23 protein-coding genes are annotated in these 21,821 nt (G+C 35.5%); 5 read left to right on the plus strand and 18 right to left on the minus strand.

What is annotated here, in order from left to right; all coding sequences use genetic code 11:
• Window positions 1-18: 18 nt before the first annotated feature.
• Genes DAY19_RS10725 through DAY19_RS10735 form a run of 3 tightly spaced genes read right to left on the minus strand, consistent with a single transcriptional unit; the run spans window position 19 to window position 2,080 of the window.
• Window positions 19-951, minus strand: coding sequence for a hypothetical protein (locus tag DAY19_RS10725; RefSeq protein ID WP_115362224.1), 933 nt, complete (start codon window positions 949-951; stop codon window positions 19-21).
• Window positions 932-1,666 carry an EI24 domain-containing protein gene (locus tag DAY19_RS10730; RefSeq protein ID WP_115362226.1) on the minus strand — a complete coding sequence of 245 codons (735 nt, stop codon included), beginning with the start codon at window positions 1,664-1,666 and terminating at the stop codon, window positions 932-934. The genes DAY19_RS10725 and DAY19_RS10730 overlap by 20 nt, the downstream gene beginning before the upstream one ends.
• Before the next feature lie 3 nt (window positions 1,667-1,669).
• Window positions 1,670-2,080, minus strand: a complete 411-nt coding sequence (locus DAY19_RS10735; RefSeq protein WP_115362228.1) for a DUF309 domain-containing protein — start codon at window positions 2,078-2,080, stop codon at window positions 1,670-1,672.
• Window positions 2,081-2,210: 130 nt separating this feature from the next.
• On the opposite strand from DAY19_RS10735, the gene hisC reads away from it, so the two are divergent.
• The 5 genes from hisC to DAY19_RS10760 all read left to right on the plus strand — a co-directional run bounded on the left by hisC (window position 2,211) and on the right by DAY19_RS10760 (window position 6,865).
• Window positions 2,211-3,344: a histidinol-phosphate transaminase gene (gene hisC / locus DAY19_RS10740; protein ID WP_115362230.1), complete on the plus strand. Its 1,134-nt coding sequence runs from the start codon at window positions 2,211-2,213 to the stop codon at window positions 3,342-3,344.
• Window positions 3,341-4,345 carry a fumarylacetoacetate hydrolase family protein gene (locus DAY19_RS10745; RefSeq protein WP_115362232.1) on the plus strand — a complete coding sequence of 335 codons (1,005 nt, stop codon included), beginning with the start codon at window positions 3,341-3,343 and terminating at the stop codon, window positions 4,343-4,345. The genes hisC and DAY19_RS10745 overlap by 4 nt, the downstream gene beginning before the upstream one ends.
• Window positions 4,345-5,451: a homogentisate 1,2-dioxygenase gene (locus DAY19_RS10750; RefSeq protein WP_233500258.1), complete on the plus strand. Its 1,107-nt coding sequence runs from the start codon at window positions 4,345-4,347 to the stop codon at window positions 5,449-5,451. Before DAY19_RS10745 ends, DAY19_RS10750 begins: the two co-directional genes overlap by 1 nt.
• A gap of 2 nt (window positions 5,452-5,453) precedes the next feature.
• A complete protein-coding gene (locus DAY19_RS10755; protein WP_115362234.1) occupies window positions 5,454-6,083 on the plus strand; it encodes a flavin reductase family protein in 630 nt (209 codons plus the stop codon).
• 131 nt (window positions 6,084-6,214) lie between these two features.
• Window positions 6,215-6,865, plus strand: coding sequence for a hypothetical protein (locus DAY19_RS10760; RefSeq protein WP_115362236.1), 651 nt, complete (start codon window positions 6,215-6,217; stop codon window positions 6,863-6,865).
• Window positions 6,866-6,899: 34 nt separating this feature from the next.
• On the opposite strand, the gene DAY19_RS10765 is transcribed toward DAY19_RS10760, so the two are convergent.
• The 15 genes from DAY19_RS10765 to DAY19_RS10835 form a co-directional block, all read right to left on the minus strand.
• Window positions 6,900-7,646, minus strand: coding sequence for a hypothetical protein (locus tag DAY19_RS10765; protein ID WP_115362238.1), 747 nt, complete (start codon window positions 7,644-7,646; stop codon window positions 6,900-6,902).
• 97 nt (window positions 7,647-7,743) lie between these two features.
• Window positions 7,744-9,024, minus strand: a complete 1,281-nt coding sequence (tig, locus tag DAY19_RS10770) for a trigger factor (RefSeq protein WP_115362240.1) — start codon at window positions 9,022-9,024, stop codon at window positions 7,744-7,746.
• Between the two features lie 111 nt (window positions 9,025-9,135).
• Window positions 9,136-9,900 carry a tRNA pseudouridine(38-40) synthase TruA gene (truA, locus tag DAY19_RS10775; RefSeq protein WP_115362242.1) on the minus strand — a complete coding sequence of 255 codons (765 nt, stop codon included), beginning with the start codon at window positions 9,898-9,900 and terminating at the stop codon, window positions 9,136-9,138.
• Entirely contained in the window at window positions 9,887-10,858 is a 972-nt protein-coding gene (locus DAY19_RS10780) for a hypothetical protein (RefSeq protein ID WP_133296943.1), read from the minus strand. Before DAY19_RS10780 ends, truA begins: the two co-directional genes overlap by 14 nt.
• Window positions 10,839-11,600, minus strand: a complete 762-nt coding sequence (gene pssA, locus DAY19_RS10785; RefSeq protein ID WP_158536883.1) for a CDP-diacylglycerol--serine O-phosphatidyltransferase — start codon at window positions 11,598-11,600, stop codon at window positions 10,839-10,841. The genes DAY19_RS10780 and pssA overlap by 20 nt, the downstream gene beginning before the upstream one ends.
• Window positions 11,593-12,189, minus strand: coding sequence for a phosphatidylserine decarboxylase (locus DAY19_RS10790; RefSeq protein ID WP_133296944.1), 597 nt, complete (start codon window positions 12,187-12,189; stop codon window positions 11,593-11,595). Before DAY19_RS10790 ends, pssA begins: the two co-directional genes overlap by 8 nt.
• Before the next feature lie 36 nt (window positions 12,190-12,225).
• Window positions 12,226-12,819, minus strand: coding sequence for a hypothetical protein (locus tag DAY19_RS10795; protein WP_115362250.1), 594 nt, complete (start codon window positions 12,817-12,819; stop codon window positions 12,226-12,228).
• Window positions 12,819-14,369, minus strand: a complete 1,551-nt coding sequence (gene rseP / locus DAY19_RS10800; protein ID WP_115362252.1) for an RIP metalloprotease RseP — start codon at window positions 14,367-14,369, stop codon at window positions 12,819-12,821. The genes DAY19_RS10795 and rseP overlap by 1 nt, the downstream gene beginning before the upstream one ends.
• A gap of 8 nt (window positions 14,370-14,377) precedes the next feature.
• Window positions 14,378-15,196: a phosphatidate cytidylyltransferase gene (locus DAY19_RS10805; RefSeq protein WP_115362254.1), complete on the minus strand. Its 819-nt coding sequence runs from the start codon at window positions 15,194-15,196 to the stop codon at window positions 14,378-14,380.
• Between the two features lie 12 nt (window positions 15,197-15,208).
• Complete coding sequence (gene uppS / locus DAY19_RS10810; RefSeq protein ID WP_115362256.1) at window positions 15,209-15,961, minus strand: polyprenyl diphosphate synthase; 753 nt, start codon at window positions 15,959-15,961, stop codon at window positions 15,209-15,211.
• Between the two features lie 7 nt (window positions 15,962-15,968).
• Window positions 15,969-16,526 carry a ribosome recycling factor gene (gene frr / locus DAY19_RS10815; RefSeq protein WP_115362258.1) on the minus strand — a complete coding sequence of 186 codons (558 nt, stop codon included), beginning with the start codon at window positions 16,524-16,526 and terminating at the stop codon, window positions 15,969-15,971.
• Window positions 16,527-16,536: 10 nt separating this feature from the next.
• Window positions 16,537-17,244, minus strand: a complete 708-nt coding sequence (gene pyrH / locus DAY19_RS10820; protein WP_115362260.1) for a UMP kinase — start codon at window positions 17,242-17,244, stop codon at window positions 16,537-16,539.
• Between the two features lie 67 nt (window positions 17,245-17,311).
• Window positions 17,312-18,196: a translation elongation factor Ts gene (gene tsf / locus DAY19_RS10825; RefSeq protein WP_115362262.1), complete on the minus strand. Its 885-nt coding sequence runs from the start codon at window positions 18,194-18,196 to the stop codon at window positions 17,312-17,314.
• Between the two features lie 26 nt (window positions 18,197-18,222).
• Window positions 18,223-19,005, minus strand: a complete 783-nt coding sequence (gene rpsB, locus DAY19_RS10830; RefSeq protein ID WP_115362264.1) for a 30S ribosomal protein S2 — start codon at window positions 19,003-19,005, stop codon at window positions 18,223-18,225.
• A 186-nt stretch (window positions 19,006-19,191) separates the two neighbouring features.
• Complete coding sequence (locus DAY19_RS10835) at window positions 19,192-21,624, minus strand: DNA translocase FtsK (RefSeq protein WP_115362266.1); 2,433 nt, start codon at window positions 21,622-21,624, stop codon at window positions 19,192-19,194.
• Between the last annotated feature and the right edge of the window lie 197 nt (window positions 21,625-21,821).

Genomic DNA, 21,821 nt, shown 5'->3' on the forward strand with positions numbered 1-21,821 from the left:
AACGTTGGGTCTTTGTGCTTAAGGAACGAGCCTAAGTGACTGATAATTTAAGATATAATCTTCTAAATCAGGAAAAGCTTTCAATGAGATCGTCTCACTTATACCGTATGAAAGAAGAGAACTTCCGCTAAAATTAAGTCGACCAATTGACTCAGGCATGTACTTCCACTGTGGTAGTTCATCATCTTCGTCACAAATAAGAAATGCTAACTGACCTCGGTTTCGAGACATTTGAGCGATGGCCAGATTATCAGTTATAACTCCATCAAACTCATCGATTCGACGGGCCAAAACATTTGAAGACTCACTAAAAAGGCTAATTGCTCCATGAACTTTAACTGCATCATAGATATCCACACTTTGTGAGGATATGTAACCATGTAGTTTTATCGTAGGTAAACATTCTGCGATAAAATTAATTTTTTCAATGAATGCTACATCCATTTTATGTGGAAAAGAGATAAATATATTTCTTATATTTTGATGAGTGAAAGAATTATCGATTGCAGGGTTATTAAAGTCACCTTCGATAGCATTTAAACTGCTAACTTTTTTTTCATCAAGAAATTCTCCTGAGAACTCAGGAAGTGAGACCTGATAGAAAAAGCTCTTTGGCCCACCTTGTAATCCTATTTTTATATTTGCTCTAAAGGCCAAGCCTAAGAATGCAGAATACATATCGCTAATAAAGTCGATATAGTAATCAGTATTAAAAATATCGTGAAGATTTGCAGCAAATTTATGTGCAGCAAACATCGATTCTGTTTCCTTTTTAGATATTGGATAGGCCCAACAACGAGAAGGTAACCAAAAGTCTTCTAATTCAAGCCCATCATTGTAAACGATGGCCACTTGATTATCTTCATTCTCATTCAATATCGCTTGTACTACAGGTAAAACAGAGGCGAACTCTGTTGCATCTCCTGTAACCCTAAGAAGAAACTTCTTCATTACTTGCCTGCTTATTTATTCTTAACTCACAAAAGATAACAGTAAAAAAGACAACTGCCAGAGGTAAGAAAAATAGATTTAAAAGAGGAATCGAAATAAGAAACATAAAACAAACTCCACCAAGTAAATAAGGGAGAAAGCCTTTTCTTACATCTCTAATGCATTCTGAGACTCTAAGCTCATGTCTTGCCCATGAGTAGTCGATAAAAGAAATTGCTAAGATTAATCCACCTAAAATAAAAGTAACTGGTGGAAAAACAAATCCAAACGCGATGTTTATCACTGATAAAATAACAATGACTCCTACTTTCTTTACTTCGTTTAAAAGAATGCTAGGTAATCTTTTAAATGTAGCAACAAGAGTGTCTGACTCTTTTTTTTGAAGATTATATATAACTTCAACTCTTGCACTTAACATGTCATTAAATGGAGAGGCGATAAAAGAGATAACAAGGAAAAAAGTCCAATTAATAATAACGCCTAATAAGACAATCAACACACCAGAGAAGACAGTACTCACCCATCCTTGATCTGGATACTTTTCATTAATATAACCATGACCCCATGTTGAGACTTCATTAAATGCGTATTGTCCTAAAAAGTAATAGAGAGCAAAGCCAATTATTACCGGACATAATGCAATAAGAATCATCTTCTTATCTGATTTTAATATATTCATTGAGCGAAAAAAGAAATATGGAATTTTACTTACCATTTTTTATACACCTTGTTTTAATGGAAATTTAAAAGACTTTAACTCTTTAAAGTCTGAAAGCTTTGGAGAATGTGGAATCTTCTTTACTATTCTCTTTAGCCTTTGCCAGTCTAAATATTTATCCATTATATCTGACTCCACGTGATTTTTTTCGATGAAGTCAATTTTACCTTTTGCTTTATTAACCATCCCACTTGCTCCATTAAGATTGTCATCCTCATGGTGATAGAGAGACGTAGCTAGTTGAATAACTACCCAATAGACATAACGAGCATTATCTCCCATTGCATCCATCCATAGATCTTCAATAACTTCATGGCACATCCAATAGTGCCCAGTGTTATATAATTCTAGACCTTCTTGAATAAGCTCTAGATGTTCAGGGGTAAATTGTCCAAAGTGATATTTCGTCATAAATGATAGTCTAAATCATCCTAATCCTAAGTACATGATGCACCGGTCAAAACTATTCAATTAGCACTAAAGAAGTTAGAATCACTCAGGTTAATATCAATTTAAATTACTTAGAAGAATAAGGAGCAACATGCACCGCAAAGACCTTGTCCCAGAATATTTAAAAAACTTACAAGTTTACCAAGCAGGTAAACCTATTGATGAAGTTGTAAGAGAGAAAGGACTAACAAGAGTTTCAAAACTTGCCTCAAACGAAAATCCACTTGGGCCATCTCCATTTGCTATTCGTGAAATGACAAGAGGACTCTGGGATCTTCATCGTTATCCAGATATGCATGCATATGCTTTAAAATCTAAACTGGCAGATATATACGATTTAAAACTTGAGAATATTATTTTAGGTAATGGCTCTGAAGGTATTATGGCCTATATTGCTCGAGCTTTCCTAAGACCGGATGATGAAGTCTTAACATGTGATAATACTTTCATTGGTTTTTATATTCTTGCACGAAGTGTGGGAGCAAAACTTAATAAAGTTCCACTCACTGAAGACTATCGCTTTGACGTAAAGGCATTAGCTAAAAATATTACAGATAAAACGAAAGTCATCTATATTGCAAATCCCAATAATCCGACTGGAACTTATATTACAAAAGAAGAATTTGATTATCTAATGGAGTACGTACCTCCACACGTTCTCGTAATACTTGATGAAGCCTACTTTGAATTTGCTCAAGATCAAGAAGATTACCCAGACTCAATGAATTACCGATATGACAACGTTCTTACTTTAAGAACTTTTTCTAAAGCCTATGGCCTATCTGGAATTCGCGTCGGATACGGTTTTGGCCATGCAGAATTAATAGGCTATCTTTCTAGAGTTAAGCTTCCATTTGAACCTAATTTAATTGGACAACTTGGAGCTGTTGGCGCACTTGAGGATCAACCACACCTAGATCGTACACTTAGAAATAATAGAAAAAGATATGATGAACTAATGAGCTTTTTAGAAGAGAGGGACTTCTCTCCTATTAAGTCCATAACAAATTTTGTCACAATTAAAACAGGCAGTAGTGAAGCAAGTGACTTCATGTTTGAGGAACTCCTTAATGAGGGTGTTATTATAAGAAAACTTGTGGCCAATGAAATGCCAGAATTCGTACGCATCAGTATTGGAACGAAGGATGAGATGAAGCACTTCTTTGAAGCTTTTGACAGAATACTACCTGCATATAACAAAAGATTTAGAAAGGATCTCGTATGAAAATTTGTCAGTATATAACTCATGGATCAAATCGACCAGAAGCAAGACTTGGAATTCTCACTGATGACGGTCTTGTCATTGACCCTAACAACGTTTGGGCATGTGATTATGAAAGAGAAGGTTATTTTAATTTTTGGCAAAGGGCCAATCATGTTTGCCCTCCTTCTCTATTAGAGATTCTTCAAACAAAAGATGATCCAATTGATTTCTTAGGGGAATGTTATGGTCTCTATCTATTCTTAGAAAAAGTAGGTGATCTTACTCTTAAAGATGGTACACCAATTGCCTTTAAAACTGATGATGTTAATTTGAGAACTCCTATTGATAAAATTCCAAATTATCGCGACTTCTATGCACATGAAAAACATGTTGCTGCAGGATTCAAAAAAAGAAAAGAGCCAATTCCAGAAGCTTGGTATGAGATTCCTGCTTACTATAAAGGTCCAACACATGGTTTTATTGGCCATCAACAAGAAGTTCTTTGGCCAAGTTATACAGAAATTCTCGATTATGAATTAGAGCTAGGAATGGTAATCGCAAAAGATGGAATTAATATTCGTGAAGACGATGCAAAGGATTATATCTTTGGCTTCACTATCCTAAATGATATATCAGCTCGCGATATTCAAAAGAAAGAAATGGCCGTCCGTCTTGGGCCGGCCAAAGGCAAAGACTTCTGTTCAGTCATTGGACCAGTTATTACAACATTTGATGAATTTGATTTTAAAGAACCAAATCTTAAAATGACTGCAACGGTCAATGGAGAGAAATGGTCAGAAGGATTCTCTGGAGACTCTCATTACAGTTGGGCACAAATGATTGCTCACGTCTCTCAAGACGAATGGGTACTATCTGGTGATCTTTTTGGTTCAGGTACAGTTGGTACAGGATGTGGACTTGAGATCGATAAATGGCTAAAGCCTGGGGATGAAATCACACTTGAAGTAGAATGTATTGGAAAGTTAACCAATAAGATAGGATCTAAAAGAGGTACTAGATAATGGCAACTGATAATAAAATGGAAAGTTTTAAAGCAAGCGGTGTCTACACTAAGCAGGCACACGTTGATATCCCAGAGGGGTTATATGAAGAAGAACATGGACGCAATGGCTTCTTTGGGCGAGTCAGCCAACTTTATCACACACAACCACCAGTTAACTGGACAGATATTTCGGGAGACTTAAAACCTAAGAATCTTCCTTCACTTTTTTCACATCCAGATCTTAAAGATGACTTTCAAACGATCTTAGCTAATACAGATTGTGAACTAAGTCTTGGAACACTGACAAAGTCTCTGGACTTCTTTTTAAGAAATGCAGACTTTGATGAACTTTACTTTGTTCACGAAGGTAGTGGAACTTTTGAAACAATTTATGGACACATACCTTTTGTTAAGGGTGATTACATCGTTATTCCTCGCGGTACAACTTATATAATAAAGATTACTGAAGAGGCTAAATTCTTCCAAGTTGAGTCTCGCTCAGAATTTGAAGAGCCTTCACGTGGACTTCTTGGGCCAAATGCACTTTATGATCAGACGGCGAAGTTTACGCCTGAAGCTGCACTAGGTTCAGATCAAGATTGGTCAGAATATAAGGTAAGAGTTAAAAGGCTTGGTGAAATTACAACCATCACTTATCCATTTAACCCTCTTACGGCAAAAGGATGGAAAGGATCAGTCTATCCATGGAAGATTTCAATCTATGATATCTGCCCTATCATGAGTCATCGCTATCATGTTCCACCATCAGGTCACACAACTTTTGTAGCAAAGAACTTTGTGGTTTGCTCATTTGTAGAAAGACCACTTGAGGATAAGAAACATAAGGTTCTTAAAGTTCCTTTCTATCACTCTAATATCGATTTTGATGAAGTCCTTTTCTATCATCAAGGAGACTTCTTTTCTCGTGATAATATCGATGCGGGAGCTCTTACATTTCACCCTCAAGGCGTTCATCACGGGCCACACCCAAAAGCCTTTAAAGCAGGTGAAGATAAATTATACACTGACGAGTATGCTGTCATGGTTGATACTCGCTACCCTCTAAAACCAACTAAGTGGTTTGAAGAGAATGAAAATAAAGACTACTGGAAAAGCTGGATGTAATTATGGCAACTTTTGATACAACAAAACAAGAATTTAAAGATAACTATAAACTACTAATTGGATCAGTCGTTCCAAGGCCAATTGCTGTGGTTTCAACTATAAATGAAGATGGAACAAGTAATATTGCACCATTCTCGTTCTTCACAGTTGTTAGTGCAAACCCAATGATTATTGGCTTTACTCCAATGATTCGCTCAAGCGATGGAGAGCAAAAAGACACATTAAAAAATATTCTTCGCCAAAAAGAGTTTGTCGTAAACTTTGTTACAAAACATAATTATGAAAAGGTAAATCTTTGCTCAACTGAGCTTCCTCATGGTGAATCAGAATTTGATTTTGCAAAATTAACAGAACTTGATTCAGAAGTTGTCACTCCAAAAAGAATGAAGGAATCGCCAATACATTTTGAATGTAAGTTTAGAGACTCTCTAAGTTATGGTGATGTCCCGGGAACAGGAACATTTGTTACAGGTGAAGTTGTGAGAGTTCACGTTGAAGATGAGCTTCTTGATGAAGGACGAATTGATCAAGATAAGTATGCTCCAATTGGACGTGGTGCCGGAAATGACTGGATTGTCTGTGATCACAGAGTTCAAATTGAGCGCTTAATGAAGGCACAAATCCAAAAATGACCAATAAATTCAAGCCCTTAGGGGCTTGAATACTTTCTTTACACCCCTAGTAATTTTTCCAATTTCAGCCATTTACCTCCCATTATTAGCTATTCTCTTTATAGAAACACACAATTAGAAAGAGGATAAATATGAAGAACTTACTTATTTTAACAATGCTCCTATCAACATCTGCTCAAGCAGACCTATTTGATAATTTAACAGCAAACTTAAACTTATCACCTTCTCAATCACAAAACTTAAGAAATGGACTATCTTCAATTCTTAATGGAGGTGGAAGTTCACAAGTAAAGATTAAAGAAAACCTAAGCTTTAATAAATGTTTTCAAATGCTTGAAGCCGCAAAGAATAAACAAATTAATAACGATCAAGCACTTGTAAATATTGGTTATTCAACGAGAGCATTTTATTCTGATGTAATTGAAGGTGATTTTCGCCAATTCCATATAGAAGATACTCGTCAATTTGGTATTCAGTTAATGCGTGGGCTCTCTGATACGAGAAGCATCCATATCAATTCATACTCTTCAGTAGAAACTGCTCCACAAAATGATCGTGATTGTTCAAATTATATGGATATTGAAAAAGTATCAAAAGTTAAGATAGATGGAAAAGTATGTCGAAAAGTAGATCTTGTCTTAAATGCAATCGATCCAAATACTCAAAAGAAGTATAAACAGCAAGCATCTAATATTTTCTGCGAAGGTGAAAATAATATTAAGGCCGATTTCACTGGAAAAGACTTTGATGTAATTTATGAAATGAATGAAATTATTGATTAAAAGATAGCCGCTGAAATCAGCGGCTTTTTTATTTTTAAAATGTATAACCTAAGCTTAATCCGTAAGTAAAATCATCAGAGTTATTCTCTTTATATGAAGAATTCAAGAAAGAGTAACCTGACTCTATTTGAACGTAGGCACTATCAAAATCAAGCCTCAATCCTGGTAAAACAAGAATAACCTCAGGTGACTGTTCTCCATCATACTCAACGGTAGCGCCATCTTTTAAAACACCGTCAACTTTATATTCCATAAAAACAGTATTTAAATAAAATAACAAGTCTGGATTAACACGATAGCCAACATTTAAGGAAGCTCCTAATGACTTCGCCTTAAGGTCTGTTGTGTATGATTTCGAATCTGTATTTAGTGTTCCATTCTCATGATAGCCAAAGCCAAACTCTCCTTGGAGAGATACTTTTAGACCACTTGTTGAACGATCACCTCCTATAAATTGGTATTTAACCTTTAATAGATCAGATGTATCAGGGTAGGTTTGAAGTCCAATATCAAGACGAGGCATCAGTCCAACATTCCCTTTAAAAGTTAATAAGGGCTCTGGCCCTGTTACTGATTCCTGTGTAGTCGTTCCACTAATAACAAAGTCATAAGCTTCAGCAAGATCAACGTCGTATCCACTTGCAGCACCTATTGCAACATCAAACTTACCAAGCCCTCCAGCTGTTTCCGGACTATCGAGACGAGAAGTTGGGATATTATAGTCGAGTTGAGCACAGCTCATTAATGACAATAAAATAAAAGTAAAAATAATCGATCTCATAAACTCTCCAAAAAAAAAACATATTTAATAATTATATTAGAGAATTGAGATTTTAAAAGATGGAATAAAAAAGCCCGCTTTGAGCGGGCCTTTTTTATTATTTGATATTTAGTTCTTCATGAAGTTTTGCAAAAGTTTTTTCTTCACGGATTGCATACATAAGGTTTGCTTTCATGCGCTCATCTCTTGTGTAGAATTCTTTTACTTGATCAGCTGTAAGTCCTGAAAGACCTGCGCTTTCTTCAATTTTTGCATCAAAGTCAGCTTCAGTTGATTCAATTTCAAATTTAGTTGCAAGGTTTTCAAGAATAAGACCTGACTTAACTTGGAAAAGAGCTTTCTCATCAAGATCACCGGCCCATTTCTCAAAGTATTCACCTAGCATATCTTCTGTGAAACCTTGTTGCTTTAGGTTATTAGCAAGATCGTTCTTTAAGTGTTCTTTTTGTTGAGCAACCATTGTTGAAGGAACATCAAAAGAGTTCTCTTCAATTAGTTTTTCAAGGATTTCTTGATTTAATTTTTCAGCAGCTTGTCTTTCGTTTTGCTTAGTTAGGTTTTCTCTTGTTTTAACTTGGAAATCTTCTACAGATTCAAAACCAAGCTCTTTTGCAACTTCGTCAGTAAACTCTGGAAGTTTTCTTTCTTTAATTTCTAGAAGTTCAACATGGAACTTAACTTTTGCATCTTTAAGTTCTTCTACGTGATACTCAGTTGGGAAAGTAAGTTCAATTGTCTTCTTCTCACCTGCTTTCATACCGATCATTTGATCTTCGAAACCTGGAATAAATTGACCAGAGCCAATCTCTAGAAGGTATTCTTCACCTTTCATATTTTCTGGTTTTTCACCATCAGCTTTTTCACCTTCAAAGTTCATTACAGCGAAAAGTCCGTTCTCAAGAGCAGTACCTTCTGCAGCTTCAACCATTTCAGCTTTAGGAGCTAAGTAGTTTGTACGTACTTTTTCAATATCTGCATCTGTTACTTCTACTTTATCTTTTGTGAAAGAAAGTTTTGAGTAATCTTTAAGTTCAACAGTTGGGAATACTTCAACGACAGCATCAAAAGAAACTGATTTTCCATCTTTGTAATCCATGTTTTCGAAGTTAGGATAACCAACTACTTTTAGATCTTCTTTATTGATTGCTTCAAAAAGTTCTTTTTGTACGAAACGATTTAGAGCATCACCTTCAACTTGTGGACGATATAGCTTTTCAACCATAGCGATTGGCGCTTTACCTTTTCTGAAACCTTTAATTGAAACAGACTTTTGCTTCTCTTTAAGAGCTACAGTAATTTGCTCTGAAAGGTCTAGGTTATCAAATGTAAAAGATAATTTCTTAGTACAGTCATTAACTTGTTCTACTTTATAAGTCATGAATAAATCCTCACTACGCTATGCGACATTATTATAATTAAGAATAGCCGAAATTAGCCAGAATAGGCCAAAAAGTCAATGAATATCAGGGTTTTAGGTGTATAAGATTGGTTAATACTGAACATCAAAGAGGTAAAGACCTTGTGGTGGTGCTGTTGGAGCGATCTTATTCTCACTCGAATTATTAAATTGATTAAGAATATCTCTCTCTTCAATCTTTCCTTCAGCATATGACCAAATTGCTGACACAACTAGTCGAACCATTTGCTTAAGAAATCCACTACCGGAAACCTCAAAGATGTAAACATCTTCACTTAGTCCTGGCCCATAATTTATATTTTCTTTAAAGATGTGGCATCTAGTTATCTCTCTGATAGTCGTCTTCACAGGAGTTCCTTTAGTGGAAAATCCCTCAAAGTCATGCCTGCCAATAAAGATCTTACATGCCTCATTCATCTTAGTTAGATTAATATCCTTCCCAATAAAAGAGACCGTATCTTTTAAAAATGGATTTGCGATTTTTTTTAAACTAAAGACATAGCGATAGGTTTTTGATTTTGCATCATACACAGGCTGAAAGTCATCATGGGCCATCTCAACATGGCTTGCTCTAATACTTTCAGGCAATAAGCTATTTAATGCATTTTTTAAACTATCTTCTTCAATCTTCAGGGGCATTTTTACACGGGTAACTTGTTTAACAGCATGCACTCCTGCATCTGTTCGTCCACATCCTACAACCTGAATATCTTGAGATTTAGAAATTTTTTGAACGACTTTTTCAATTTCACCCTGAATGCTTTTTTGATCTATTTGCTTTTGCCAACCGAAGAAGCCGCTACCATTATATGAAAAAGTAATCTTATAAGTATTCAAAGTTAAAACCTATCCCGAAAGAGGTTCCAGTTACTTTAAAGTCTTCTCTTTTAAATCCAGATAATTCCATTGTTCTGGCCACTAAACTAATGCTCATATCAGATACATCACTAAACTTTTTCAAACTTAGGCCAAACTCAGGGAATATATTATAAATAGAAAAATCAAGAGATGCAGATCCATTAAAGCCATATCCAACTTGTCTTATATCTTTTCCGTCTTCACCATCTTCTCTGTCATCTCGATTTTGCCATATTGGAGCTATAGTTGGTCCACCTTGCAGAGTTAAAGAAAAATAGCGACTCGGATTAATCTTTAAACCAAGATTTAAATCGATAGGAAAAATCCATAAGTTAAATGTCGTTTGAGATAAGGCCCCTGTATTAAAGCTTCCCTTTCCCGAATTAAAAGAGACACCAACATTTCCTTGAAAGAATGTTGAAATATAATTTCTTTGGAAATAGTGCTTATAACTTGCAAATAAATAACCGGCTTGGACTGAGTCAGCTTCTGCTGAGCTATTATTAAAGGTATTTTCGAATGTTCCCGAATTATCATAATAATCAAACGTATCATATATATAAGAGAAGCCAATCTGCGACTTTGTTGCTTGATATGTATCTTTTAGAATTTCTTCTGTCGTAAATTCTGCGTATTCATTCTTATGAGATTTAAAAAGAATTGAATCCTCTTCAGAAGCACTTTCAAGCCACTTCTTATCCTTGGCAGACATTTGAGCACCCTTAAGCTCCTCTTCTGTATACTGTTGAGGAACAGAGCCAAAAATATTAGGTACTGAAGTATTATCAGATGGTTCACTAGAGTCTGAGTTTTCATAAGGAGAATCTTTAGGATCCAACTCTCCTGAAACAGTATGGCCAGATATTTCAGCAAAACCATTAAATGAAAATAATAATCCTATTAATAAAATATAGAGATTAAGATTCGTTTTCTTCATCATTGTCTTCCCAGTCAAATATTTCAACTTTTGTGTCTTTACTGAATATATTATACACCATACATCCAAGCACATAAGCAGAAATGAGCACGAAAATCATCAGTTTCTCGTAAATAAAGACCATAACAAGGATTAGAAGTATTAAAGCAAGAACCTTTCTTCGATTCTTTCTAACATAATCAGAGTTCTTAAAAGAATTAAAGGGAATATTTGAGATCATTAGTAAGGCATAGAAAACAACATAAGCGGCTGCATAGTAATTTCTATACATTCCAAAATCGAATTCTAATGTCACCATAATAAAACCAATTATAGCAATGGCCGCTCCAGGAATTGGTAACCCCTGAAAGTAGTTAGAAGGAACTTTATTAATATTAGCATTGAATCTTGCAAGCCTAAGTGCTCCACATAGGAGATAGAGGAAAGAGATGATCATTCCCGCACGACCAAGATCCTGAAAATATTTAAAATAAATCATAAAGGCCGGTGCCATACCAAAAGAGATGACATCACTAATTGAGTCAAACTGCTCACCAAATTCTGATTGAGTCCCTGTTAATCTAGCAATACGTCCATCAACACTATCAAAAATTGCACCCAGGATAAGAATCATACAAGCACCATAATAAAGGCCCTTTGTTGCCATAATGATAGCTGCAAAACCACAACCCATATTTAATGCTGTGAATGTATTTGGTAGAAAAAATGTTAATCGATGTGGTTGTGCATCATATTTATTCATGTGATTCCTCATTGTAGCGTCCAATAATTGTTTCACCACCACGAACTTTTTCATGAAGCTTAACCAGAGATTGAACGTTGTCTAACTCCATTTTAACGGTGGCACCAAAAGGATAAAATCCGAAATCAACTTGTCTTCTTCCTAAATCACCTGGAAGAACAACGAGTTCTGGATTTCTTTTAAATATAGAATTGATAAAGAAAAGACGAATCTTTCTACTGTCTCTATCTTCTATCGTTACTTTATTTCCGTGTTCTTTATTATTAAAAGAGACATTATTAAAGCGGCCTGAAATTGGTAAATAAATACCATATCCACTTAAGAGATTCATTTTTATAGAAATTTCTGTCTTCTGATCATCAATCGTTTTAATCTCTGAAATCTTACCTGAAACGGGTGCGTAAATCGTTCCAGCAGTTGTAACCTGATCCTCTTTGAAGAAAATAAATTTTCGACGAAATAAAAACAGAAAAAGACTAACTAATAAAAGATAGATTAATAAAATATAAAAGCTAAACAAGAGCATCAGAAGAAATGCTATGACAATTATGAAATTAATAGTCGACTTAGATAGATAAAATATTTTCACTCTTATAAAGTACCAATATTATGCTGACATGTCATACTAAGACTTTTTAAATTCAACATGTAGGGGTCTAAAATAATAAGGTCTCTTCCTCATCTTTTCAGAAATAACCTTCTTAAATATAGACTGTGGCCGTGAGATTAGAATATCTCGAGTATCCTTAGCACATTGAGAGCTTAATTCATTTTCCCCATGAGTATATAAGAGGGACTTATCAACACCAGCGGCAAACGCTCCAAAGTCTTCTTCACTTAGAAGTTTTTCCTCGCCACTTGTACGAATATAGTACTCCCTTTTAAAGGCAGGAAAAACCCAATGCCCATCTGTGTCTCCGAGCATTTCAGGGATATCTGAACTATAGAATGAAAATACCGGTAATTTTTCTAATTCAAAGATTTGTGCAAAACCTTCTCCAACTCTCATGCCAGTATAGGAACCGGGCCCCGCAATAGTGACTAGTCCTTTTAGATTAGCTATTTCTATGCTGTGCTTTTCTAATAAAGAGTGAACTTTTGCATGCAGAATTTCTGATGTCTTCTTTGTTTCAACAACTTCACTTTCTATCCATGAGAAGTTCTCATCAAGAAGACCAAAGTGAAGTAAATGTGATGTATCAATAAATAAGTATGCCATTAGAAAAATCTAGTAAAGTCGTTAAACAGTGCTCCAATCATTAATAGAAGAAGTACTGAAAGACCAAATTGTTGAGCGATCTCAAGCTTTCTTCGTGAAAGTGGCCCACCATTTATAGCCTCTAAAATAAGAAAAACAATATGCCCACCATCCAAGACAGGGATAGGAAATAAATTAATAACTCCAAGATTAATTGAGATTAATGCCATTAACTGAAAGAAATACGATATTGATGTATTAAAAGAGTCAGAAGCAACCTTTCCAATTGATAAAGGGCCTCCAATATTCTTTAAAGATACCTCTGCCGTAATTAACTTCTTGAAGCCTTCAAAAGTTTTAACAACTCCATCCCATGTACGATAGAAACTTCTTGGTATTGCAGAAAAGAAATTCATTGGCTCTGTTGTAACATATCTACCAGGAGCATAAATACCATAACTATAAACACCAATTAACTTAACTGTTTCATCACCTTGAGTTTTCACTTCTGGAGTGATCTGAAAATCTTTAAGCTTACCATTTCTAATAACTTTTAAGCTTGCTGCCCCATCTGTATCCTGAATTCGACCTCTAAGTCGATCAAAAGAGTAAACTCTTTCTCCTCCAACATTTGTAATAATGTCACCGGCCAATAAACCGGCTTTGTCTGCAGGAGACTTCATTTGTACACTCTTAATGATTAAGTCCATTGGATATAAGTCATTAGCGACAAGAGATTCTTTTAAGTCACCACTTACTTCGATCTCTCTTACAACTTTAGCGTTCTTATCAAATATTGGTTTATTAGTTTCACTATCAATACTTTTAACTGGAAACACGTAAACTTTCTGTGTGTTAATTGATAACTCTTCTAAGCTATATTTTGTACTAGGCTTGTTGCTATTAGAAATTAAGAAAATATCGCCATTCTTTGATTTTACTATTGGAAGAAGTAAAAACGGAGGATAGTTAACTAGCTCTTGAAAGAATTGTTCAGGCTTCATATCAACTGAAACCTCTTTTGATTCTCCTAAACGATTAACTGTAATCGAATGAATATGGCCATCACTCTCTAACACGATATCACTTGGAGAAGTAATACGATGCTCATTTACTTTATTAACAATATCTCCACTTCTGAAGCCTAGCTTATAAAATTTTGACTCTGTCGTAACATTTCCAATCTTTATCTCAGGAACTTTTTCTCCTGTTAAAAATAATGCAAAGAAAATAAAAAATGCCAAAATAAAGTTTGCTAATGGCCCACCAAAAACAATCCAAAATCTTTGCCACTTTTTCTTATGAATAAATGAGTATTTTCTTTCTTCTTCAGGAACACCATCTTTATTAAATGGATCGTCCCCATACATTTTGACATATCCCCCCAGAGGGATTGCAGAAAACGCGTACTCTGTATCACCTTTTTTCCACTTAAATAATTTAGGGCCAAAGCCAATTGAAAAGACTTCAACTCTTACTCCAAAAAGTCTGGCAAATAAGAAGTGTCCCAGCTCGTGAAAAAATACAAGAGGTCCTAAAAATAAAATAAAAATGACGACTTTTTCTAACATGGTATTCCTTATAAAATTTTATCGCTTAATAATAAGGTGTAAAAAGGGATGACAAATAATAGGCTATCAATCCTATCGTAAACTCCACCATGCCCAGGTATTAAATTTGAGCTGTCCTTTACACCAATCTGTCTTTTAAATTTTGACTGAACTAAATCACCAACTTGACTTAAAATTCCCAAAATAAAAAAGATCAGTATATATTTTACCTCAAAATTACCAATTAAATAATACCAGGCCAAAGTTCCTAGGATACCTGAAGTTAAGGCTCCACCAATAAGCCCTTCTATTGTCTTATTAGGACTGACCGCTTTCCACAACTTTGTTCGGCCAAAGTTCTTACCAAAGAACCAGGCCCCAGTATCCATTCCAAAGTTAAAGATAAGTAGAATGATTATAAGGCCTTGCCAATTTTCTCGATGAAGAAGTGAATGTAAGTTCAAAAATGGAATCAAAAAGATAACCATCGACATTATAGAAATACTTTTTAGAAACTTAACAAATCTCATGGAGTCCATTGGTGAAATGAACAAATATCCCATAAGTAAAATGTTCACTAAACATCCCGCCAGAGGGATCAGCTGATTTCCAAAAATCTGTGGATTCAATGTTGCCCAAGACTGAACACCTATTAGAATAAAGAAATTTAAGATAGAAAAAAGGCTTCCAATTTTTAAAGAAAGGAAATTAACACTAAACTCAAAAAGACAGGCGGCACTAACAAGGATGAGTAAAACTTCAATCCCGATAACACCAATTGAATAGGCAATGGCCACAATTCCTATCATCACTATCGCAGATAGGATTCTTTTCTGAGTATTTGTCATTATTAAGTCCGTTTAATTAATTAATCTAAAATTATTTTTCACTTGAGTCTTTGTTGCTGCCAATGACTCTGTTTCTGTTACTTGGCCAAAGCGTCTTTCACGTTTTTCAACTTCCATGATAATTTTTTCAAATTCAGTACAAGTAAAATTTGGCCACATTGTTTCAGTGAAATACAACTCACCATAAGCAATTTGCCATAATAAGAAATTTGAAATTCTCTGATCGCCACCAGTTCTAATCATTAAGTCTACATCACCAAGTTCAGGCGCATGAAGAGCATTTGAAATACTCTCCTCAGTTACCTCAATATCTTCAGCAATTAATTTATTAACAGCACTAATAATTTCAGCTCTCCCACCATAGCCAAACGCAAATGTGAGCTTTAAGCCTGTATTATCTTTTGAATCTCGTTTTAGATCATCGATAATCTTTACTGTATCTTTTGGAAGCTTAGAGATATCACCAATGATATTGAATTTGATATTATTCTTTAAGACTTTATTTCGTTCTTTAATTAAGAACTTTTTTAGAAGTAGAAATAAGGTTCTAATCTCAGAAGGGGGACGTCCCCAGTTTTCTGTTGAAAATGCATAGAGGGTTAAAGCCTTAACCCCCATATCATCTGCTTTTTCAACGATATTACTTACAACAGAACTTCCACGAACATGACCCCAAACACGACGATGGGCGCGGTTCTGTGCCCAACGCCCATTTCCGTCCATTATAATTGCGACATGTTTAAGTTTATTAACTTGAAAGTCCATATTTCTATTAGAGAGTAAGTAGCTCTTTTTCTTTTCCTGCTACGATTTCATCAACTTGTTTTGTAAACTTATCTGTAACAGTTTGAATTTCAGCTTGAAACTTCTTTGAATCATCTTCAGAAATCTCTTTTGCTTTCTCTGCCTTTTTTACCGTTTCGTTTCCATCACGACGGGCATTTCTTATTTGAATCTTGCTATCTTCACCAATCTTTTTGATTTCTTTTACCTGCTCTTTTCTTCTTTCTTCTGTTAGAGCTGGGAATTGAATTCTAATTAGGTTTCCATCATTTGATGGAGTTAGTCCTAAATTTGCATTGATGATTGATTTTTCAATTTCACTTATAAGTGTTTTATCAAATGGTTGAATTTGAAGTAATCGAGCCTCTGGAGTTGAGATTTGCCCAACCTGATTAACTGGAGTTGGAGCTCCATAATACTCAACCATAACACCATCAAGAACAGATGCTGATGCACGTCCAGTTCTTACTTTTGTCAGTTGATGCTTTAGAGAATCAATTGCTTTTGACATATCTGTTTCAAGGCCAGCTTTAATTTCATTAATCATTTTACACCTCTTATTTAATAACTTTTGTTCCTATTGCTTCACCTCTTACGGCCTTTGCAATATTTCCATTTTCAAACATATTAAATACCACAATTTCCATCTCATTATCCATACAAAGTGAGATAGCGGCAGAATCCATAACTTTGATTCCCTTATTTAATACATCGATATATTTTAATTGATCGAACTTAACTGCGTCATCATATTTCATAGGATCTTTATCATAAATTCCGTCAACTTTTGTTGCTTTAAAGATTACCTGTGCGTCAATTTCATTAGCTCTTAACGCTGCCGCTGTATCAGTTGTAAAATATGGATTACCTGTTCCAGCTGCAAAGATAACAACGCGTTTCTTTTCTAAATGCCTTTCAGCGCGACGTCTGATATATGGCTCACAAATCTCTTGCATATCAATAGCTGACATAACTCTTGTAAACACACCTTTTTGCTCTAACGAGTCTTGCATTGCAAGTGCATTTATAACAGTGGCCAGCATTCCCATATGGTCAGATGAAGTACGATCCATTCCTCTAGTTGCTCCAGCTACACCGCGGTGAATATTTCCTCCACCAACAACGATAGCTACTTCAACACCCATCTCTACAAGATCTTTAACTTCCTCTGAGATTTGATTTAGAACATCGTGTGTAACACCGTAACCAGCTTCCCCTGCTAAAGCTTCACCTGATAGCTTTAATAGAATTCTTTTATATTTCATAAGTCCCCAAAACCTTGCAAAAAAAAAGGGCTTATAAAAGCCCTTTTCTTATATTTAGTAATTATTTTTACTGTTGAGTCATCTTAGCAACTTCGTCTGCTAAGTTATCTTCTTTCTTCTCAATCCCTTCACCAAGGTTGATTTTATGGAAAGCTTTTACAGTAATGTTACCACCAACTTTACCTGCTACATCAGCAACAAGTTTCTTGATAGTGAAGTCTGGGTTCTTGATGAATACTTGCTCAACAAGACAAACTTCTTTAGCAAGTTTTCCTAGTTTACCTTTAACGATCTGATCGATCATGTTCTCAGGCTTCCCTTCTTCTTTAAGTTGTGCACGGTAAACTTCTTCTTCTCTCTTCTTGTATGACTCATCAATGTCATCAGAAGTTAAGAAAGTTGGAGCAGCAGCTGCAACGTGCATTGCGATATCTTTTGCAAGTTCCGCAACTTCTGGAGCATCGGCCTTATCAGTATCTAGATCAACTAGAACACCAATTTTTCCACCGTGGTTATATGAACCAAGAACACCTGTAGTTTCAACTGCAGAGAATCTTCTTAGATCAATCTTCTCACCACATTTCATAGTAAGTTCAGTTGTTTCAGCATTTTTAGCTTCTTTAAGTTCATCAACAGAACCAGGCTTGTTAGCAAGAGTCCATTCAGCAACTGATTTTGCGAAACCTTGGAAGTCGTCACCTTTTGCAACGAAGTCTGTTTCACAGTTAACTTCAAGGATTACACCTTTGTTACCATCAACTACAGATACTACAGTACCTTCAGCAGCAACACGGCTTGCTTTTTTAGCAGCTTTTGCTAGACCTTTAGTTCTTAGGAAATCAACTGCCGCTTCTAGGTCTCCGTTTGTTTCTGTAAGAGCTTTCTTACAGTCCATCATACCTGCACCAGTTTTTTCTCTTAATTCTTTAACAGCGCTTGCCGTAATAGCCATCTTATACCTCGCTAATTATGATTTAATTATTCTTCTTCACCAGCTAAATCAATATCGTTCTCGTACTTAGAAAGAATTTCTTCTTCTAGAGCTTTATCGGCAGCTTTAGTTCCTGCAGCAGCTTTAGTCTTTCCACCACTTGCAGAGATCGCACCAGCGAAGTACTCAGAGAATAGAGTAATTGATTTGATTGCATCATCGTTACCTGGAACAATGTAGTCAACACCTTCTGGGTTACAGTTAGTATCAACGATTGCAACAACAGGAATACCTAGCTTGTTAGCTTCTTTTACTGCAATTCTTTCGTTATTTGGATCAACGATAACAACTGCACCTGGAAGCTTTCTCATATCCTTGATACCACCAAGGTTTTTCTCAAGCTTTTCAACTTCTTTTCCAACTTTGATTCTTTCTTTCTTAGTTAGAAGCTCGAAGTCACCTGTTTCTTTCATCTTTTCAACTTTTCTTAGTTTATCGATTGAAAGATTAATTGTTTTGTAGTTTGTAAGCATCCCACCTAGCCATCTGTTAGTTACGTAGTAAGCTCCACAAGAAGCAGCAGCATTCTTTACTGTTTCAGATGCTTGTCTTTTTGTAGCTACGAAAAGAATTGGCTTACCTTCAGAAGCAGTCTTCTTTAGGAAATCGTGAGCTTTCTTTGCCATTGGAATTGTTTTAGCAAGATCTAAGATGTAGATACCGTTTCTTTCACCAAATACATATGGCTTCATTTTTGGGTTCCACTTGTGTGTTTGGTGACCGAAGTGAGCACCAGCTTTTAATAGATCATTGATGTTTAATTCTGACATTATTACTCCTAAGTTGGTTAATTACACTAACTCGAACCGAACGGACCAACCCTTCGAGCAGCTGTTTATTTCGCGATATTGCGATGGTGCATTTTTAACACGATGACTTCAGGGATTCAATATTTTTTTGTAATATTTTTAAGGATGTATAGGCCTTGAACTAGACTCGCACAAGGCCTTTCGAGATTATAATGATGCCGAATTACCATCGACGAGGACGCGACGCGGCTTAGCCCCTTGAGCAGGACCAACTACACCACGCTTTTCGAGTTCCTCAATAAGATTTGCTGCTCGGTTATAACCAATTCTCAATCTTCTTTGTAACATTGAGGCTGACGCTGAGCGTGACTCCATGACAATTTTTACCGCATCATCATAAAGTGCATCTCCAGAGTTCGATGAAGATGGAGTCGAGATATGAGAACCATATGTATAATCATCTGTTTCAACCTCTCCACCATTCTCAAGAAATTCCATTGCTTTTTCATCAAAGCCTGGCTCAAGTGCTTCTAACTTATTAGTTAGTGCTTCAATTTCATTTTCATCAACATATGAAGAGTGAACACGTTGTGTATTAATTCCGTGTTTATATAGCATATCCCCTTTACCAAGAAGTCTTTCTGCTCCTATTTTATCAAGAATAGTACTTGAGTCCGTACGAGATGAAACCCTAAAGGCAACACGAGTTGGGAAATTAGACTTGATAACACCAGTAATAACATCAACTGATGGTCTCTGAGTTGCTAATACTAAGTGGATACCGGCAGCACGAGCTTTTGCAGCAATACGTGCAATATTATTTTCAATTTCTTTCCCAGCTTTTGTAAGTACGAGGTCTGCAAACTCATCAACAATAATAACAATATAAGGAAGTTCGTAATTTTCAGCTGTCGTATCCTCATAGTGATGATGAATTTTTGCCAGCATCTCCGGTGTCGCACGCTTAAGCTTTTCGTTGAATCCAGAAATATTTCTAACACCAAAATCTGCAAGAATTGAATAACGTCGATCCATCTCTTGGCAGGCCCACAATAATGAAATTGATGCTGTTTTGGCATCTGTCACAACAGGCATCAATAAGTGAGGTAGTTTCTTATAAAGTGCCATTTCTAGTTGTTTAGGGTCAATAAGAATTAACTTCATTTTCTCAGGTGACTTCTTCACAAGAAGAGAAACGAGTAGAGAGTTAATAAATACTGACTTACCGGCCCCTGTTGCACCAGCAACTAACATGTGTGGACAAGTCGCTAAGTCGATAACAAATGAGTCTCCGAATGCATTCTTCCCCATTGCAATTGGAAGAGAGTATTTAGAGTCTTGAAACTCTTGAGAACTTAAAACCTCATCTAAATATATGATATCACGAGGATTTCTAGGGACTTCAATACCAACGGTATCCTTACCAGACATCGCTGGAACAACCCTAATTGGGGCACCATAAAGGGCCAGAGATAAATCATCTGCTAATCCCGTAATTTTTGAAACCTTAACACCTGCACCTGGTCGGTACTCAAAAGTATCAACAACAGGACCTTTTAGTACGTTTACAATTTCACCTTCAATTTTGAATTCTGTAAGCTTTGATTCTAGAAGTGTAATAATTTGTTCAAAGTAAGCTTTATCTGGCTCATTTGAAACCTTATCAACAGTACTTTCTTTTGCCGTATCAACAATATCAAAATATTGATTATCATTTTCACTATCAGCGATTCTATTTAAAGGTGCAGTAACATGGATCTTCTTAACCTGAGGCTCTCTTTGCGGTGATTTCTCTTCACTAGAAGCCTGTTGTTGCTGAAGATCGACTTGCTCAGCCTTTTGACTTTCATCTACTTTATCCTGCATATTAGTATTTGCAGTTAAAGTAGGCTTGATAATAGCATCTTCAATATCCTCATCTTTTGAATCATCTGATACATCATCGTCTTTTTTAGATTTTAAAATAGATGGAGTTTTAATTTTATTCAAAGAATCAAATAAGCCACTTTTTTCTTTTTTATCTTTTTTAGAGTCATCTTTAAGAATATTATCCATTCTCCTTTTTAGACTATTATCGTGCTCAATCTGAGCAATCGATTCTTTTTTAGCTAAGGGAGCAAGAAGGACCTGCTTAGCTTTCACTGTTTTGGCCGGTACAGATTTAGCAAAATAGAATGTTTTTACAATAGAATCCTTAAATCCAGTTCTGAAAGTCCCAAATAGAAAGGCAACAAAAGCTGCTGCTGTATAGATAGATAACCAAAGTGTTGTGAATCCATTTTTAAATGCGTATTGAAGGCCAAATCCTAAACTGTCTTGGAAAAATAAGAATGAAAGACTTCCAGAAACAAATACTAATGGAAAAAAGTTCAATACATCGACTAAATACTCTCGCTTATCATAAATGAAAGTATGACAAATAGAAAAAATGAAGAAAGGTATTAAAATCCATGGCCCACTAAAATAAGAAGCTAACTTTACCAATGAAAAAAAATAATAACTTAATATATTGCCTGAGTTTTCTGAAGTAATTGTAAAGTAATTATCAGGTAGATCATTTCCGAAATAGAAAGATGTAAATGAAAATAACGTGAGAACAAATAGTATAAGTAGTTGAGTTTTAAGGATATTTTTCTTCATATTAATATTGTATATGAAATGTTGCTAAAGGCAAAAGAAAAGGCTTATAGATAGGATTTAAAAGATTTTTAACCCCTAAAACAAAAAAAGCCAGATCATTGATCTGGCTTTTTATATAGAAGGTGCATCTTCCTAGTCTCACACCAAGTTACCCTGGCACTACCTTTGGCGCTAGCGGGCTTAACTGCTGAGTTCGG

This window comes from Halobacteriovorax vibrionivorans, from assembly GCF_003346865.1.
GTDB classification, from domain to species: domain Bacteria; phylum Bdellovibrionota; class Bacteriovoracia; order Bacteriovoracales; family Bacteriovoracaceae; genus Halobacteriovorax_A; species Halobacteriovorax_A vibrionivorans.